This is a genomic window from Streptomyces sp. NBC_01257 (genome assembly GCF_035917255.1).
Classification (GTDB): domain Bacteria; phylum Actinomycetota; class Actinomycetes; order Streptomycetales; family Streptomycetaceae; genus Streptomyces.
The window spans coordinates 3,325,170-3,341,251 of sequence record NZ_CP108472.1 but is presented as its reverse complement, the minus strand read 5'-3'; the positions used below and the strand labels follow the sequence as shown (position 1 = coordinate 3,341,251).

Annotated in this window: 15 protein-coding genes; 3 read left to right on the top strand and 12 right to left on the bottom strand. The window is 71.7% G+C overall.

Annotated elements, in window-relative coordinates:
• The first annotated feature begins 209 nt into the window (after positions 1–209).
• On the top strand, positions 210–782 hold the full coding sequence (locus OG408_RS14135; RefSeq protein ID WP_266779033.1) for an acetate uptake transporter: 573 nt from the start codon (positions 210–212) through the stop codon (positions 780–782).
• Positions 783–892: 110 nt separating this feature from the next.
• On the opposite strand, the gene glmS is transcribed toward OG408_RS14135, so the two are convergent.
• Together glmS and OG408_RS14125 are read right to left on the bottom strand one after the other, a co-directional pair.
• Positions 893–2,722: a glutamine--fructose-6-phosphate transaminase (isomerizing) gene (glmS, locus tag OG408_RS14130; RefSeq protein WP_326670148.1), complete on the bottom strand. Its 1,830-nt coding sequence runs from the start codon at positions 2,720–2,722 to the stop codon at positions 893–895.
• A gap of 66 nt (positions 2,723–2,788) precedes the next feature.
• Positions 2,789–3,064: a hypothetical protein gene (locus OG408_RS14125; RefSeq protein ID WP_266779029.1), complete on the bottom strand. Its 276-nt coding sequence runs from the start codon at positions 3,062–3,064 to the stop codon at positions 2,789–2,791.
• Between the two features lie 386 nt (positions 3,065–3,450).
• Here OG408_RS14125 and OG408_RS14120 point away from each other — a divergent pair, with 386 nt between their 5' ends.
• Positions 3,451–5,100, top strand: coding sequence for a beta-N-acetylhexosaminidase (locus OG408_RS14120; protein ID WP_285563669.1), 1,650 nt, complete (start codon positions 3,451–3,453; stop codon positions 5,098–5,100).
• Between the two features lie 105 nt (positions 5,101–5,205).
• On the opposite strand, the gene OG408_RS14115 is transcribed toward OG408_RS14120, so the two are convergent.
• The 6 genes from OG408_RS14115 to OG408_RS14090 form a co-directional block, all read right to left on the bottom strand.
• Positions 5,206–6,105, bottom strand: a complete 900-nt coding sequence (locus OG408_RS14115) for a siderophore-interacting protein (protein ID WP_266779025.1) — start codon at positions 6,103–6,105, stop codon at positions 5,206–5,208.
• Positions 6,106–6,107: 2 nt separating this feature from the next.
• On the bottom strand, positions 6,108–7,091 hold the full coding sequence (locus OG408_RS14110; protein ID WP_285563796.1) for an ABC transporter substrate-binding protein: 984 nt from the start codon (positions 7,089–7,091) through the stop codon (positions 6,108–6,110).
• Positions 7,092–7,244: 153 nt separating this feature from the next.
• A complete protein-coding gene (locus tag OG408_RS14105; protein WP_266779021.1) occupies positions 7,245–7,604 on the bottom strand; it encodes a hypothetical protein in 360 nt (119 codons plus the stop codon).
• Positions 7,601–8,242: a GNAT family N-acetyltransferase gene (locus tag OG408_RS14100; protein ID WP_285563667.1), complete on the bottom strand. Its 642-nt coding sequence runs from the start codon at positions 8,240–8,242 to the stop codon at positions 7,601–7,603. Before OG408_RS14100 ends, OG408_RS14105 begins: the two co-directional genes overlap by 4 nt.
• A 76-nt stretch (positions 8,243–8,318) precedes the next feature.
• Positions 8,319–8,882, bottom strand: coding sequence for a histidine phosphatase family protein (locus tag OG408_RS14095; protein ID WP_326670143.1), 564 nt, complete (start codon positions 8,880–8,882; stop codon positions 8,319–8,321).
• Between the two features lie 58 nt (positions 8,883–8,940).
• The gene (locus OG408_RS14090) at positions 8,941–9,402 is read right to left on the bottom strand and encodes a DUF6194 family protein (protein ID WP_266779015.1); all 462 of its coding nucleotides are present in this window, start codon (positions 9,400–9,402) and stop codon (positions 8,941–8,943) included.
• Positions 9,403–9,488: 86 nt separating this feature from the next.
• Between OG408_RS14090 and OG408_RS14085 the strand changes: the two genes are divergently transcribed.
• Positions 9,489–10,190 (top strand): MerR family transcriptional regulator, encoded by a 702-nt coding sequence (locus tag OG408_RS14085; protein WP_326670140.1) that lies wholly within the window; start codon positions 9,489–9,491, stop codon positions 10,188–10,190.
• A 28-nt stretch (positions 10,191–10,218) separates the two neighbouring features.
• Here the strand turns inward: OG408_RS14085 and OG408_RS14080 are convergent, their stop codons facing one another.
• Genes OG408_RS14080 through OG408_RS14065 form a run of 4 tightly spaced genes read right to left on the bottom strand, consistent with a single transcriptional unit; the run spans position 10,219 to position 16,048 of the window.
• Positions 10,219–11,385 carry an acyl-CoA dehydrogenase family protein gene (locus OG408_RS14080; protein WP_326670138.1) on the bottom strand — a complete coding sequence of 389 codons (1,167 nt, stop codon included), beginning with the start codon at positions 11,383–11,385 and terminating at the stop codon, positions 10,219–10,221.
• A 7-nt stretch (positions 11,386–11,392) separates the two neighbouring features.
• On the bottom strand, positions 11,393–12,352 hold the full coding sequence (locus OG408_RS14075) for a hydroxymethylglutaryl-CoA lyase (RefSeq protein ID WP_326670137.1): 960 nt from the start codon (positions 12,350–12,352) through the stop codon (positions 11,393–11,395).
• Positions 12,349–14,427: an ATP-binding protein gene (locus OG408_RS14070; protein ID WP_326674536.1), complete on the bottom strand. Its 2,079-nt coding sequence runs from the start codon at positions 14,425–14,427 to the stop codon at positions 12,349–12,351. The genes OG408_RS14075 and OG408_RS14070 overlap by 4 nt, the downstream gene beginning before the upstream one ends.
• Before the next feature lie 13 nt (positions 14,428–14,440).
• Entirely contained in the window at positions 14,441–16,048 is a 1,608-nt protein-coding gene (locus OG408_RS14065; RefSeq protein WP_266779007.1) for a carboxyl transferase domain-containing protein, read from the bottom strand.
• Positions 16,049–16,082 lie beyond the last annotated feature (34 nt).

Here is a 16,082-nt window from a genome sequence, read left to right as displayed (position 1 = left end):
GTCCGCTTCCGGTCCTCATCCGGTCCTCTTCCGGTCCGCTCCGGCCGGGGGCGGCTGCTTCACGCCCAGGTGGGCGGGCATGGCGTCAACTCGACTACGGAAACAGGGAGAAGAGCGAAGCTACCGACCCGTAGAGGTGGATTGTGCGCTTGTGAAGGGTACGTAAACGTCACTGGACACAGCACGATTGCATGTGAAGGGAGCCCGCCGTGGACAACGACGTCTCTGCGGGAAACACCAGCACCTCCACCCTCGGCCATCTCGCCCTGGGAGTCACGCTGTTGGCATTCGGGATCGGTCACACCGGAGCCGTGGACGGGGTGACGGCGGCGGACGCCGTCTCGCTCGCCCTGTACGTCGGCGGTATCGCCCTGTTCGTCGCCGGACTCCTGGCGTTCCGGGCGGGCGATGCCTTCGCCGGTACCGCCTTCGCCGGACTCGGCGCCTTCTGGTTCACCTGGGGCACCGGCGCCGACGCCCGGGTCTCCGACCATGCGGCAGGGCTGTTCCTGCTGCTCTGGGCCCTGTTCGCGCTCACGCTGACGCTCGGGGCCGCCGGGCGCGGTCTGCTCGGGCAGGGGACGTACGGGCTGCTGTTCGTGGGGCTGCTGCTGCTGGGCATCGGGCAGTTCGCGGACAGCGGCTTCCTGGCGAAGGCGGGCGGCTGGTTCGCCGTGGTGGCCGGCCTCGCCGCCTGGTACGGGGCGACGGCGGCGCTGGCCCACTGGCCGACGGCGGTACCGAAGCGGACTGCCGGCCGAGGTGTGACGGCCACCGGCTGAGGCAGTGACCCGGGCCGGTTCCGGGCGGCACCGGCCCGTGACGGGAGAGCGGCCCCGCACCCACCTCCAGTGGGTACAGGGCCGCTCTTCGCCTTCCGCGGGGGTAGTGCCTACTCGACGGTGACGGACTTCGCCAGGTTGCGCGGCTTGTCGATGTCACGGCCCATGGCCAGCGCCGTGTGGTAGGCGAGGAGCTGGAGCGGGATGCCCATCAGGATCGGGTCCAGCTCGTTCTCGTTCTTCGGGACGACGATCGTGTGGTCGGCCTTCTCCTGCTCGCGGTGCGCCACGGCGAGGATGCGGCCGCTGCGGGCCTTGATCTCCTCCAGCGCGGCGCGGTTCTTCTCCAGCAGGTCGTCGTCCGGGACGATCGCGACCGTGGGGAGCGCCGGCTCGATGAGCGCCAGCGGACCGTGCTTCAGCTCCGAGGCGGGGTAGGCCTCGGCGTGGATGTACGAGATCTCCTTGAGCTTCAGGGAGGCCTCGAGGGCGACGGGGTAGCCCCTGACGCGGCCGATGAACATCATCGACTGAGCGCCCGCGTACTCCTCGGCCAGCTTCTTGATCTCGTCCTCCGACTCGAGGATCTGACCGATCTGCTCGGGCAGCTTGCGCAGGCCCTCGATGATCCGCTTGCCGTCGGAGACCGACAGGTCGCGGATGCGGCCCAGGTGCAGGGCGAGCAGCGCGAAAGCGACCACGGTGTTGGTGAAGCACTTGGTGGAGACGACGCAGACCTCGGGGCCCGCGTGGACGTACATGCCTCCGTCGGCCTCGCGGGCGATCGCCGAGCCGACGACGTTGACGACACCGAGGACCCGGGCGCCCTTGCGCTTGAGCTCCTGGACGGCGGCCAGCACGTCGTACGTCTCACCGGACTGGGAGACGGCGACGTACAGGGTGTCGGGGTCCACGACCGGGTTGCGGTAGCGGAACTCGGACGCGGGCTCGGCGTCCGCGGGGATCCGGGCCAGCTCCTCGATGAGACCGGCGCCGATCATGCCCGCGTGGTACGAGGTGCCGCAGCCCAGGATCTTGATCCGGCGGACCCCGCGGGCCTCGCGGGCGTCCAGGTTCAGTCCGCCCAGGTGCACGGTGGAGAAGCGGTCGTCGATGCGGCCGCGCAGCACGCGGTCCACGGCTTCGGCCTGCTCGGAGATCTCCTTGTGCATGTACGTGTCGTGGCCGCCCATGTCGTACGACTCGGCCTCCCACTCCACCGTGGTGGGCGTGGCCGTCGTGGTCGAGCCCTCGGTGGTGTACGTACGGAAGTCGTCGGCCTTGAGGGTGGCCATCTCGCCGTCGTCCAGGGTGACGATCTGGCGGGTGTGCGCGACCAGGGCGGCGACGTCGGAGGCGACGAACATCTCCTTCTCGCCGATGCCGAGGACGACCGGGGAGCCGTTGCGGGCGACGACGATGCGGTCGTTGAAGTCGGCGTGCATGACGGCGATGCCGTACGTGCCCTCGACGGACTTCAGCGCCTCGCGGACCTTCTCCTCCAGGGTGTCCGCCCCGGAACGGGCGATCAGGTGGACCAGCACCTCGGTGTCGGTCTCGGAGAGGAAGACGACGCCGTCGGCGACGAGCCGGGCGCGGAGCTCGGAGGCGTTGTCGATGATCCCGTTGTGGACGACGGCGACCTTGTTGTCGGCGTCCAGGTGCGGGTGGGCGTTCTCGTCGCTCGGGGCGCCGTGGGTGGCCCAGCGGGTGTGCGCGATGCCGGTGGTGCCGGCGAACCGCTTGGGGACCCGGGACTCCAGCTCGCGGACCCGGCCCTTGGCCTTGACCATCTTCAGCGCGGCGGGCTTGCCGGCCGCCGGCTTGCCGGTGATGACGATGCCCGCGGAGTCGTAACCCCGGTACTCCAGCCGCTGCAGGCCCTCCAGCAGCAGCGGGGCCACGTCACGCTTTCCGATATAACCGACGATTCCGCACATAGAGTCTCAGCCCTCCATCGACGTACAGGTACTAGCAAGCGAGTGGGTGCCCGGCCGCGGGCCGGCTCAGCCGTAGACGATGCGGCGCAGCTGGCGGAGCGAGAGCTCCGGCGGCGCGACCGCCCGGTGCGGCAGCTCGGCCGAGATCCGTTCGAAGATCTCCGTGTTGACCAGGCCGCCGGACTGCAGTTCGCGATGGCGGCGGCGGACGAAGACGTCGGTCGTCTCGTCGAAGTAGGCGAGCACGTCGAGGATCACCCGCGCGGCCTCACCGCGCTGGAGCGCGGTGCTGCGCACCAGGTGGTCAATGAGGTCGTCGTACGACGAGCGGCGTTCGAGCACTCGTCGATATTGCGGCGACGGGAGCTCCGACGCAACAATTCTGCCCGATATCGGGCAAGGATCGGGTCGAGTGGGTCCCTTTTTGTCGATTCGAGGGATTCGGGTGCACTTTTCGGGTGCACTTTCCCGATGTGCTGCCGGGTGCGTTGTGGGGTGTGCTTCCGGTGTGCGTTCCGGAGGTGCCGGGCGACGCCCGTACCGCCGGCCGGGGCCGGGTCCGACGGGATGAATTCGGCCAGATGCCCCGGAACGTCGGCCACGTTCCGGGGCCGCCAACGCGGGGAAGTGGTCTACACCTTGACCATCCGTGGGGTACGCGGTACGCATGGCGACGGTTCGATTGGTCAGGAGATCCAGGTGTGAACCAGTAGAAAGGGACCCGGCCTGTGAGACTGCACACGGCGCGGCGCAGTGCTCTACCCCGTCTTCTCGGCTCGCTGCTTCTCGTCACGGCGGCCGGCATCTCCACCGCGTGCGCGGCCCCCACGGCGTCCGCGGCCGGCAGCGGCCCCGCCGCGTCGGAGCCCCGGCCCCTCGGTCAGATCGTGCCCGCCCCCGTCTCGGTGAGACCGGGCGGATCCCCGTACTCCCTCACCGGCGCCACCAGGATCCGGGTCGAGAGCCCGTCCGGTGAGGTCCGGAAGATCGGCGAGTACCTGGCGGGCGTGCTGCGCCCCTCCACCGGTTACGCCCTGCCGGTCACCGGAAAGGCCGGCTCCGACGGCATCCGGCTCCGGCTCGGCTCCCACGACAGCGCGCTGGGCGCCGAGGGCTACACCCTGACGTCCGAGCGCGGCTCCGTCACCATCACCGCCCGCAAGCCCGCAGGGCTCTTCCACGGCGTCCAGACCCTGCGCCAGCTCCTGCCGGCCCGGATCGAGAGCGACAGCCGCCAGAAGGGGCCGTGGAAGGTCGCGGGCGGCAGGGTCACCGACGCGCCGCGCTACGCCTACCGGGGCGCGATGCTCGATGTCTCGCGGCACTTCTTCTCGGTCACCGAGGTGAAGCGCTACATCGACCAGATCGCGCAGTACAAGATGAACACCTTCCACATCCACCTCTCCGACGACCAGGGCTGGCGGATCGCCGTCGACTCCTGGCCGAAGCTGGCCACGTACGGCGGCTCGACGGAGGTCGACGGCGGGCCCGGCGGCTACTACACCAAGAGCGAGTACAAGGAGATCGTGCGGTACGCGGCCTCCCGCTACCTGGAGGTGGTGCCGGAGATCGACATGCCCGGCCACACCAACGCGGCCCTCGCCTCGTACGCCGAGCTGAACTGCGACGGCGTCGCGCCGCCGCTCTACACCGGGATCAAGGTCGGCTTCAGCTCGCTGTGCGCGGCCAAGGACGTGACGTACCGGTTCATCGACGACGTCATCGGTGAACTGGCCGAGCTGACCCCCGGCCGGTACATCCACATCGGCGGCGACGAGGCGCACTCCACCAGCCACGAGGACTACGCCAAGATCATGGAGCGGGCGCAGGCCGCCGTCGGCGCGCACGGCAAGACCGTGATGGGCTGGCACCAGCTCACCGGGGCCTCGCCGGTCAAGGGCGCGGTCGCCCAGTACTGGGGCTACGACAAGACGAGCGCGGCGGACCGGCAGCAGGTGGCGGACGCGGCGAAGAACGGCACCAAGCTCGTCCTGTCCCCGGCGGACCGGGTGTACCTCGACATGAAGTACAACGAGGACACCGTGCTGGGGCTCAAGTGGGCCGGCCTGGTCGAGGTGCAGCGCAGTTACGACTGGGACCCGGCGACCTACCTCGCCGACACCCCGGCGGACGCGGTGCTCGGGGTCGAGGCGCCGATCTGGGCCGAGACGCTGACCGACAGCGACGACATCGACGCGATGGCGTTCCCGCGGCTGCCCGGTGCGGCGGAGCTGGGCTGGTCCCCGGCCGAGACGCACGACTGGGACACGTACAAGCTGCGGCTGGCGGCGCTCGGGCCGCGGTTCACCGCGCAGGGCATCGACTACTACCGCTCACCGCAGGTGCCGTGGCCGGCGGAGCCGGCCGCGGCGGGGTGATCGGCGGTCCGTCCGGCGGCCGGGGGCGTGATGCGGACGCCTCCGGCCGCCGGGCGGGCCTGTCGAGAGTGTCATCGACCGCCGGGCGGGCTGTGAAAGATGTCCTCAACCGCCGGACGGGCTTGAGGTGTCGGGCGGGTTCGAGGTGGTTTCCGCCTCCTCGCGGAGTTGTTCCTCGCTCAGGCCGCGGCGCCAGTAGCCGACGAACGTCACCCGCCTGCGGTCGATGCCGCGTTCGCCCACCAGGTGCCGGCGCATCGCCCGCACCTTGGCGGCCTCGCCGGCGATCCAGACGTACGGGGTTCCCTCCGGCAGCTCCGCCGCGCGCACGGCCGCCACGGCATCCGGGGTGTCCGCCCGGTCCCGCACCAGCCAGCTGATCCGGGACGAGGCCGCGGTGGTGATCGCCAGGCGGTCCTCCGTGTGCGGGACCTCCAGCCAGACCCGGGCCCGCAGACGGGCCGGCAGCCACTCCAGGGCGGCTGCCGCCGCGGGAAGCGCCGTCTCGTCGGCCCAGATCAGCACCCAGTCGGTGTCCTCGGGCGGACGGAACCGGACGGCCGTGTTGTCCTCGACGGCCGGTCCGAGCGCCTTGACGACGTCGCCGGGCGAGGCCGCGGCGGCCCAGCGGCAGGCCGGACCGCCGTCCTCGTGGAGCGCGAAATCGATGTCGATCTCGGTGGCCGGACCGTCGTGCGCGGCGTCGTCGGTGCGGCGTTGCGCCCGCACGGTGTACGAGCGCAGCACGGCCCGCTCGTCCGGCGGAAGGGCCCGCCAGGGGGCGAACCAGTTGCCCTCGTCATCGACCGGAAGGACTGGTTCCGGCTGTCCGGGGTGCGGCAGGAACAGCGAAAGGCTCTGATCGCGGCCCCCCGAGGCGAATCCGTCGAGCCCCGGTCCGCCGAACGTGACCCGGAGCATCGAGGGGCCGAGCCGCCCGGTGCGCAGGACGGTCAGCCGGAAGAGCCGGAAGGGGTCGACGTCCGGCGTCGCGGCGGCCGCCATGGTCAGGCGGCCTTCTTGGCGTCCTCGATGGCCTTCGCGAGGTCCTCGAGGATCGGCGCGCACTTGTCGTAGCTGTAGATCGGCTCGGTGGTGCGCGGGATGACCTGGCCGGCCTTGACCGCGGGCAGCTGCGTCCAGGTCGGCTTGGAGGTCAGGGCGTCGGGCTGCAGGGCCGATGAGCGGTTGTCCATCATGATGATGTCGGCCTCGTACTTGTCGACGTTCTCCCAGCTCAGCTCCTCGAAGAAGCCCGCGGCGTTGACCTTCGGCTCGACGAACCTCACGCCCAGCTCCTGGAAGTACAGGGTGTCGGCGGACATCTTGGCGAGCGAGACGTAGAACAGGTCCTGGCTGGCCGAGCCGACGAGGACCCTGATGTTCGGCTTGGACTTCGCGGCGGCGCGCAGCCGGGCCGCGGCCTTCTCGAAGCGGGCCTTCGCGTCCGTGACGGTCTTGGCCGTCACATCGGCACCGAGCGAGGCGGCGAGGTCCTCGTGGCGCTGGATCGCCTTGGGGATCGTGGTCTCGGCGGCCCACAGGGCGACGCTCGGGGCGAGCTTCAGGATCTTGTCCTTGGACGCGTCCGGCACGTACCAGAGGGCGTCCTTCTCCCACATGGCGGTGACCAGCAGGTCCGGGCCGAGCGCCGCGTACTTCTCGACGTTGAACTCGCCCCAGACGTTGCCGAGGATCTCCACCTTGCTGATGTCCAGGTCGCCTGCCTGCACATCGGCCTTGCCGCCCTTGGTCTTCGTCGGGCCGAAGACGGCCTTGACCTCGACGCCGTAGTCGTGGAGGGCCGCGGCGACACCGGTGAAGGCGACGATGTTCTTCGGCACGGAATCGGCCTTGACTGTCTGCCCGCGGTCGTCCTTGAAGCTCCAGGGCCCGGCGTCGGCGCTCTTGGCACCGTCGGCCCCGGAGCCCTTGCTGTCGCTGTCACCGCAGGCCGCCAGCACGGCACCCAGGCCGACTGCGCCGCCCATGGCCAGCAGGCCGCGGCGGGTGGGACGGGACACTCGGGCAGTGCGCATGACGGAATCCGCTTTCGTACGAGCCGGAGGCCGGCCGGTGACAAGTTCGAGCGAAGGTTAGCCTAACCTCACGAGCTGTCGCGCCGGTGGACGCCCCCGTTCCGGTCACCAGACGATGACTCCGCCGTCCACGTCCAGGGCACGCTCGGCGGCCGCCGTGATGTTGGCCAGCCGCTCCGCCACGTAGTCGTCGGCATAGCCGCTGTGCGCGGCCAGCGCCTCGATGTGGTCGCCCAGCAGCTCGCACTCGGCGAGGAACGCCAGGACGTCCTCCGGCTCCACGTACAGGTCGCTGGTGGCGAGCTGGGGGAGGAAACGGGCACCGAGGTCGCGGGCCGGCCGCGATCCCCACAGCTTGGTCCGGCTCTTCTCGAAACCGGCGAGGGTGTGGCCGTACTCCGGATCGTCCAGGAAGTGCCGCTTGCCGCTCCTGCCCCGGATGAAGGTGTGCACCAGGAGGGTCACGCGCCGAACATCGCCCGGCAGTCGTCGAGGCCCTCCACCGTGACGTCGGCCGACCGGCGGTCCTCCCACCGGTCGCGCTCCAGCCGCAGCCGCTGCAGCGTGACGCGCGCGTCCCCCAGGGCGGCGACCTCCAGCCCGTCCGGGACGTAGCCGAGCCTGCGCGAGACGCCCAGCGAGCGCGGGTTGTCCGTCATCGCGGCCGAGACCGCCGCGCCGGCGCCGAGACCCGCGAAGGCGAGATGGAGGGCGGCGGCCCGCATCTCGGTGCCGATGCCGCGCCCCTGGTGCGCGAGCCCCAGCCAGGAGCCGGTACTCACCTCCCCGGTCACCGCGAAGCTCTTCGCCGCCACGTCCTGCCGTCCGACCACCCGGCCCTCGCACAGCACCGCGAGGCTCAACGACCAGTCCTGCACGGACCAGTCGGCGATGGTGCTCAGCACGTGCCGGAACACCGCCCGCCCCCGCTCGACGGGCGGGCAGTCGGTCCAGGGGACGGTGAACGGCATGACGTCCGGGGCGTGCACCCCGTCGGCGGCGACCGAAGCGAGCTCGTCCAGCAACTCCAGATCCGGAAGGCGAAGTTCCAGGCGGGGGGTGCGGATGCGGAGCCCGTACAGGGGCCAGTGCTGCGGCTTCATGAAGGAACTCTGCCGGGCACGGCCGACCGCTGTCGAACGAATTGCGCAGGTGCGGGCGGGTGGGCGGGTGGTGAGGTCACCCGGCGGCGGGAGCCGGCCAGTCGCCGGGCAGTTCGTACCGCCGACCCGGACGCCAGGCGGGCGGTGCCTGGAGCAGTTCCTCCAACGGAGTGCCCGTGAGCAGGTGTTCAAGTGCCCAGTGGTTGGCCGAGTGGGCGATCACCAGGATGCGGCTGCCGTCCCAGCCGGTGGCCAGGTCGTGGAGGAAGGCGTCGGTGGCCGCGACGACTTGGCGGTAGCTCCGGCCGCCGGGAAACGGGACGTCGATGTGCTGGAGCCGGCGCGCGGCGACGTGGCGGCGAGGGCTCCCGTTGAGGTCGCCGTAGTCGCACTCACGCAGCCGGACGTCCTGGTGGATCGGGGGCCGGTCGCCGGGGTACGCGGTGCGGGCCGTCTGGACGGCCCGGCGCAGGTCGGAGGTGAACACGGCCGCGAAGCCGTCGCCCGGCCGGCGCTCGCCCAGTTCACGGGCCTGGCGGCGGCCCAGGTCCGAGAGTTCCCCCGGGAGCCGGCCGGTGGCGATGCCGGCCTCGTTGTCCGTGCTGGTGGAGTGGGTCTCGTAGATGATCTCTACCGTCATCGGGGCTCCCGGACATCTGCCGTCGTGTGGTCGCTCGGACGAGAGCGCCGCCCGGCCGTCACCCGGTACGTCGCTCATGACGCGCCCGCGCGAGGTCGTACGCGCCGCGGAGCAGCTCGTAGGTGACCTCTTCCGTCCGCGGCCCCGGATTCACCACCGCGAGCCAGCCGGCGGAGCCGTAGACGGGGTGCGCCCTCACAGCATCGGTGGTGTCGGGGGCGTCGTCGAGGGCCGGTGCGTCCGGCGCGTGGCCGGTCCGTTCGGTGAAGGCTTCCCGGCCGGCGGCGATGCTGACGCGGAAGGTGTCCGGGCGGTCCAGGCGGGAGCTCTCGTCGCCCGGGTAGTTCTTCGTCACGATCGTCGCGAACGGCTGAGCCGTGGCCGGCGCGGCAGCGTCGGGGGAGTAGGAGAAGAAGGTGTCCCCCCAGCTGATCCCGGGCGAGCCGTCGCCGGGTTGCGGCCTGAGGACCCGGACTCCGTCGAGGTCCTGCATGAAGGCGATGATCTGGTCGATGGTCATGTCCTCAAGCGTTTCATTAAGGTGCTTGTGGAGACTTCAAGCCGACCGGCAGGGGAGAGCGGGTGCCAACTCTCAAATCATCGGTCTTGCGCACGGTCGATGTCGCGAGGCGTGCCGGCTGCTCGGTCCAGCAGGTGCGCGACCTCGAACGCGACGGCGTGCTGCCGGCCGCGACGCGTACCGCCGCCGGCTACCGGGTCTACCGGGAGGTCCACCTGCACTCCGCGCTCGCCTACCGGGCCCTCGCGGCCGGGGTGGGACCGGTCGAGGCCAAGCGGATGCTGCGGGCCGCCCACCGGGGTCCGGTCACGGAGGTGCTCGCCCGTCTCGACGCGGCGCACGCCCGGCTCGACCGGGAACGTACGGACCTCGCGCTCGCCCAGCAGGCGGCCGAGGCGATCTCCGCCGAGCCCGTCGAGGACGCACGCCCCTCGGACGCGATGAGCGTCTCCGCACTGGCCGCCGCGCTCGGCGTGCGGCCCTCGACGCTGCGGCACTGGGACGCCGAGGGGCTCGTCGTGCCCGACCGGGTCCCGCCGCGGGACACCCGGCGCTATTCACCCGCCCAGGTCAGGGACGCCCGGATCGTCCATCAGCTGCGCGGAGCCGGATACCGTGTCGACCCCCTCCGGACCCTCATGCCGGTGCTGCGCCAGGGGCACCGCCGGGAAGACGTCCGGGCCGCACTTGCGGCCCGGGACGCGGACATCGCTCTCCGCTCCCGGGCCCTCTTCGACGCCACCGTCGCACTCGGTGCCGTACTGGGCGGCGCGGCGGCTCAGGACTGAGGTCCGCGCGCGCCGCACCGCCTCCCGGTCAGGCCGGCAGCCCCAGCTCCCGGGCGATCAGCATCCGCTGCACCTCGCTCGTGCCCTCGCCGATCTCCAGGATCTTCGAGTCGCGCCACATCCGGGCCACCGGGTACTCGTTCATGAAGCCGTAGCCGCCGTGGATCTGGGTCGCCTCGCGGGCGTTGTCCACCGCCACCGTCGAGGAGTACAGCTTGGCGATCGCCGCCTCCTTCTTGAACGGCTCGCCCGCCAGCAGCCGTGACGCCGCGTCCCGCCAGCCGATCCGGGCCATGTGGGCCCGCATCTCCATGTCCGCGATCTTGAACTGGATCGCCTGGTTGGCGCCGATCGGCCTGCCGAAGGCGTGCCGCTCGGCGGCGTACTTCACGGACTCGTCCACACAGCCCTGCGCGAGGCCCGTCGACAGTGCCGAGATGGCGATCCGGCCCTCGTCCAGGATCCGCAGGAACTGCGCGTAGCCGCGGCCCTCCTCGCCCAGCAGGTTCTCCAGCGGGACGCGGACGTCGGAGAAGGAGAGCTCGCGGGTGTCCGAGGCGTTCCAGCCGACCTTGGAGTAGGGGGCGGCGACCGTGAAGCCGGGGGTGCCGGAGGGCACGATGATCGCGGAGATGCGCGGGGCGCCGTTCTCCTTGTGGCCGGTCACCGCCGTGACCGTCACCAGCTCGGTGATGTCCGTACCCGAGTTGGTGATGAAGCACTTGGAGCCGTTGATCACCCACTCGCCCGTCGCCTCGTCGCGCACCGCCGTCGTCCGGGTGCCGCCCGCGTCCGAACCGCCGTCCGGCTCCGTCAGGCCGAACGCGCCGAGCGCCTCGCCCGAGCAGAGCCTCGGCAGCCACTGCCGCTTCTGCTCCTCCGTACCGAAGCGGAACACCGGCATCGCGCCGAGCGAGACCCCGGCCTCCAGGGTGATCGCCACCGACGAGTCGACCCGGGCCAGCTCCTCCAGGGCGATGCCGAGGGCGAGGTAGTCGCCGCCCATCCCGCCGTACTCCTCCGGGAACGGCAGCCCGAACAGGCCCATCCGCCCCATCTCGCGCACGATCTCGTACGGGAACTCGTGGCGCTCGTAGAAGTCGCCGATCTTCGGCGCGACCACGTCGTGGGCGAACTCCTCGACGGTGCGTCGGAGTTCCTCGTGCTCGGCGGTCAGCCGGTAGTCCAGGGACATCGGGAAATCACTGCTCCTTGTGGGACAGGGCGCGGACGGTGCGGGACGGGCTGGGTCGGCCCAGTTGTTCGGCGAGCCAGACGCTGGTGGCGGTGAGCTCGTCGAGGTCGACGCCGGTCTCGATGCCGAGGCCGTCGAGCATCCAGACCAGGTCCTCGGTGGCCAGGTTTCCGGTCGCGCTCTTCGCGTACGGGCAGCCGCCGAGGCCGCCCGCGGAGGCGTCCACGGTGGACACGCCGTGCTGGAGCGCGGCGAGGGTGTTGGACAGCGCCTGTCCGTAGGTGTCGTGGAAGTGCACCCCGATCGTGTCGGTGCGCACTCCCTCCTCGTTCAGCCGGGACAGCAGGGTCTGTACGTGGCCGGGGGTCGCGACGCCGATCGTGTCGCCGAGCGAGAGCTCGTCGCAGCCGAGGTCCATCAGCGCCTTCGCGACCCGGACGACCTGGTGGACGGGGACGGCCCCCTCCCACGGGTCGCCGAAGCACATCGACAGATAGCCGCGCACATGCACCTTGTCGGCCTTGGCACGGGCCACCACGGGCTCGAACATGGCGAGCGACTCGTCGACCGTCCGGTTGAGATTGCGGGCCGCGAACGTCTCCGTCGCCGAGCCGAAGACCGCGATCCGGCGGGCCCCCAGGGACAGCGCCCGGTCCAGGCCCCGCTCGTTCGGCACGAGGACCGGGAGCGCCACGTCCCCCACGTCCCCTATGTCGCCGAGCATCGGGAACAGCTCTTCGGCGTCGGCCAGTTGGGGCACCCACTTGGGGTGGACGAAGCTCGTCGCCTCGATCGTGCTCAGGCCGGCGACCGCGAGGCGGCGGATGAACTCCGCCTTCACCCCGGTCGGCACGACCGTCTTCTCGTTCTGCAGCCCGTCACGGGCGCCGACCTCGTGGATACGGACCCGGACGGGCAGGTCCGGTGCGGCCACGGTCATCGGCAGGGTGCGGTCGGTGGTCGTCATGCGTCCTCCCCGGCGGTGGCCGCGGGGACCACGACCGCCAGTACCTGGTCCATGGCCACCGTGGTCCCGGCGGTGACGTCGAGTTCGGTGACGGTGCCGGCGTGCGGGGCGGAGATGACGTGCTCCATCTTCATCGCCTCCACGACGAGGAGGCTCTGCCCCGCCGCCACCTCGTCCCCGACGGCCACCTTCACCACGGTGACCGTGCCCGGCATGGGCGCGGCGAGCGCGTCCGCCCCGGAGTGGGCGGCGCCGCTCAGCGAAGCCTCCACCGGGTCGTGGTCCCGCACGTGCCAGGTGTCGCCGTCCCGGCCGAGCCAGTGGCCCTCGGGGGAGACGGCGTACGCGAAGGTGTGGGTGACGCCGGCCAGTTCGAGGGTGATCCTGCCGCCGGCGACGGACAGGGTCCTGGCCGTCTCCGCGCTGCCGGGCAGCGGGCCCAGCGGGCCGCACGCGCCCGAGTCGGGGACCGGCGGCCGGGCGCCCTCGCCGACATGGCCGAAGGTCAGCTCCACGGCCGGTCCGCACGGCCGCAGGCCCACCTGGACCGGGTCGTGACCGGGGATGCGGAAGTGCCGCACCGTCCGGGCCGGGGTGCCGCCGAGGCGCCAGCCGTCGCCGGCCGAGAACGGGTCGGCCCAGACGTCCGCGCGGGCCGGTGCGGGGGAGTGCTGCCGCAGCAGCGCCGCGGCCGCGTACACCTCCTCCGGCACGCCGTCCGGGACCAGCCCGTCCACCTCGCGCTCCACCAGGCCGGTGTCCAGGTCGCCCGCCACCACGGCCGGGTGGCCGAGCAGCCGGCGCAGGAAGCCCGCGTTGGTCGGGACGCCGAGGACCACCGTGTCCGCCAGCGCCGCCCGCAGCCGGCGCAGCGCCGTCGCCCGGTCGGGGCCGTACGCGATCACCTTGGACAGCATCGGGTCGTACAGGCTGCCGACCTCGCCGCCCTCGGCGAGCCCCGAGTCCGTCCGCACCCCGCCGCCCTGCGGCTCGTGGAGTGCCAGCACGGTGCCGCCCGAGGGCAGGAAGCCGCGCGCCGGGTCCTCGGCGCAGACCCGGGCCTCGACCGCGTGACCGGTGAGGGTGATGCCGGCCTGGGTGCAGGGGAGTCGTTCGCCCGATGCGACCCGCAGCTGCCACTCGACCAGGTCGAGGCCGGTGACCAGCTCCGTCACCGGGTGCTCGACCTGGAGACGGGTGTTCATCTCCATGAAGTAGTACGAGGCCGGGTCGTTGCCCGGGACGATGAACTCCACCGTGCCCGCGCCGACATAGCCGCAGGACCGGGCGGCCTGCACGGCCGCCTCGCCCATCGCCGCACGGATCTTCTCGTCGAGCAGGACCGAGGGCGCCTCCTCGATGATCTTCTGATGGCGGCGCTGCAGCGAGCACTCGCGCTCGCCGAGGTGCACCACGTTGCCGTGGCCGTCGGCCAGCACCTGGATCTCGATGTGGCGCGGCCGGTCGATCCACCGCTCCACGAGCAGCGTGTCGTCGCCGAAGGAGGCGCGCGCCTCGCGCCGGGCGGCGGCGATCTCGTCCGCGAGCAGCGCCGCGTCCCGCACCAGCCTCATGCCCTTGCCGCCGCCGCCCGCGGAGGGCTTCAGCAGCACCGGCATGCCGATCTCGTCGGCCGCGTCCGCGAGCTGGCCGTCGGTCAGCTCGCTGCCCGTGGAACCGGGCACCACCGGGACACCGGCCGCGGAGACCGTCTCCTTGGCCCGGATCTTGTCGCCCATCAGCGAGATGGCCGCGGCGGGCGGGCCGATGAAGACCAGCCCCGCGTCCGCGCACGCCTGGGCGAAGCCCGCGTTCTCCGCGAGGAAGCCGTAGCCGGGGTGGACGGCCTGTGCGCCGCTGCGGCGGGCCGCCTCCAGCAGCCGGTCCGCCGAGAGGTAGCTCTCGGCGGCCGGGGCGGGACCGATCCGTACCGCCGTGTCGGCCTCCCGCACGTGCCGGGCGTCCGCGTCCGCGTCGCTGAAGACGGCGACCGAGCGCACCCCCAGCTCGCGCAGGGTCCGGATGACCCGGACCGCGATCTCGCCGCGGTTGGCGACGAGAACCGTGTCGAACATCGTCATCTGTTCCTCACATCCGGAAGACGCCGAAGCCGGCGTCGCCCAACGGGGCGTTGGCGCACGCGGTCAGGGCGAGCCCCAGCACCTGCCGGGTCTCCAGCGGATCGATCACGCCGTCGTCCCAGAGCCGGGCGGTGGCGTAGTACGCGTTGCCCTGGGTCTCGTACTGCTCGCGGATCGGGGCCTTGAAGGACTCCTCGTCCTCGGCGCTCCAGTCGTCGCCCAGCTGGTCGCGCTTGACCGTGGCGAGGACGGACGCGGCCTGCTCGCCGCCCATGACGGAGATCTTCGCGTTGGGCCACATCCACAGGAAGCGGGGGCTGTAGGCCCGGCCGCACATGGAGTAGTTGCCCGCGCCGTAGGAACCGCCGACCACCACGGTCAGCTTCGGGACGCGGGTGCAGGCGACGGCGGTGACCATCTTCGCGCCGTGCTTGGCGATGCCGCCGGCCTCGTAGTCGCGGCCGACCATGAAGCCCGAGATGTTCTGCAGGAAGACCAGCGGGATGCCGCGCTGGTCGCACAGCTCGATGAAGTGCGCGCCCTTCTGGGCGGACTCGGAGAACAGGATGCCGTTGTTGGCGACGATCCCGACCGGATGGCCGTGGATGTGCGCGAAGCCGGTGATCAGCGTCGTGCCGTACTCCGCCTTGAACTCGGCGAACCGCGAACCGTCGACGACCCGGGCGATCACCTCGCGCACGTCATAGGGCGTGCGCGAGTCGACGGGGACCGCCCCGTACAGACCGGCGGGGTCCACCTTCGGCTCGTCGGCCGGCTGCACGGACCACGGCAGCGCGCCCCGGTCCGGCAGGGTGGCCACGATGTTCCGCACGATCCGCAGCGCGTGCGCGTCGTCCTCGGCGAGGTGGTCGGTGACCCCGGACGTACGGGAGTGGACCTCGCCGCCGCCCAGCTCCTCGGCCGTGACGACCTCACCCGTCGCGGCCTTCACCAGCGGCGGTCCGCCCAGGAAGATCGTCCCCTGGTTCCGGACGATCACGGCCTCGTCGCTCATCGCCGGGACGTACGCCCCGCCGGCCGTGCAGGAGCCCAGCACCGCCGCGATCTGCGGGATGCCGGCCCCGGACATCCGGGCCTGGTTGTAGAAGATCCGCCCGAAGTGCTCACGGTCCGGGAACACCTCGTCCTGCATCGGCAGGAAGGCGCCGCCCGAGTCCACCAGGTAGAGACACGGCAGCCGGTTCTCCAGCGCCACCTCCTGGGCGCGCAGGTGCTTCTTCACCGTCATCGGGTAGTACGTGCCGCCCTTGACGGTCGCGTCGTTGGCGACGATCACGCACTCGCGGCCGCTGACCCGGCCGATCCCGGCGATCACCCCGGCGGCCGGCGCCGCGCCCCCGTACAGCCCCTCGGCCGCCAGCGGGGCCAGCTCCAGGAAGGGCGAGCCCGGATCGAGAAGGGTGTCCACCCGCTCCCGGGGCAACAGCTTGCCGCGCGCCACATGCCGGGCGCGGGCCTTCTCACCCCCGCCGAGCCTGGCCGTGGCGAGCCGCTTGCGCAGCTCGTCGGTGAGCGCGTGATGCGCCGCCTCGTTGGCCTGCCAGGCCTCCGAGGCGGGATCGGCCGCGCTCGCCAGCACCGGTGCCTGCTGCATCCTGTCGAGCCCCCTTGCCCGTACCGCAGTGGTT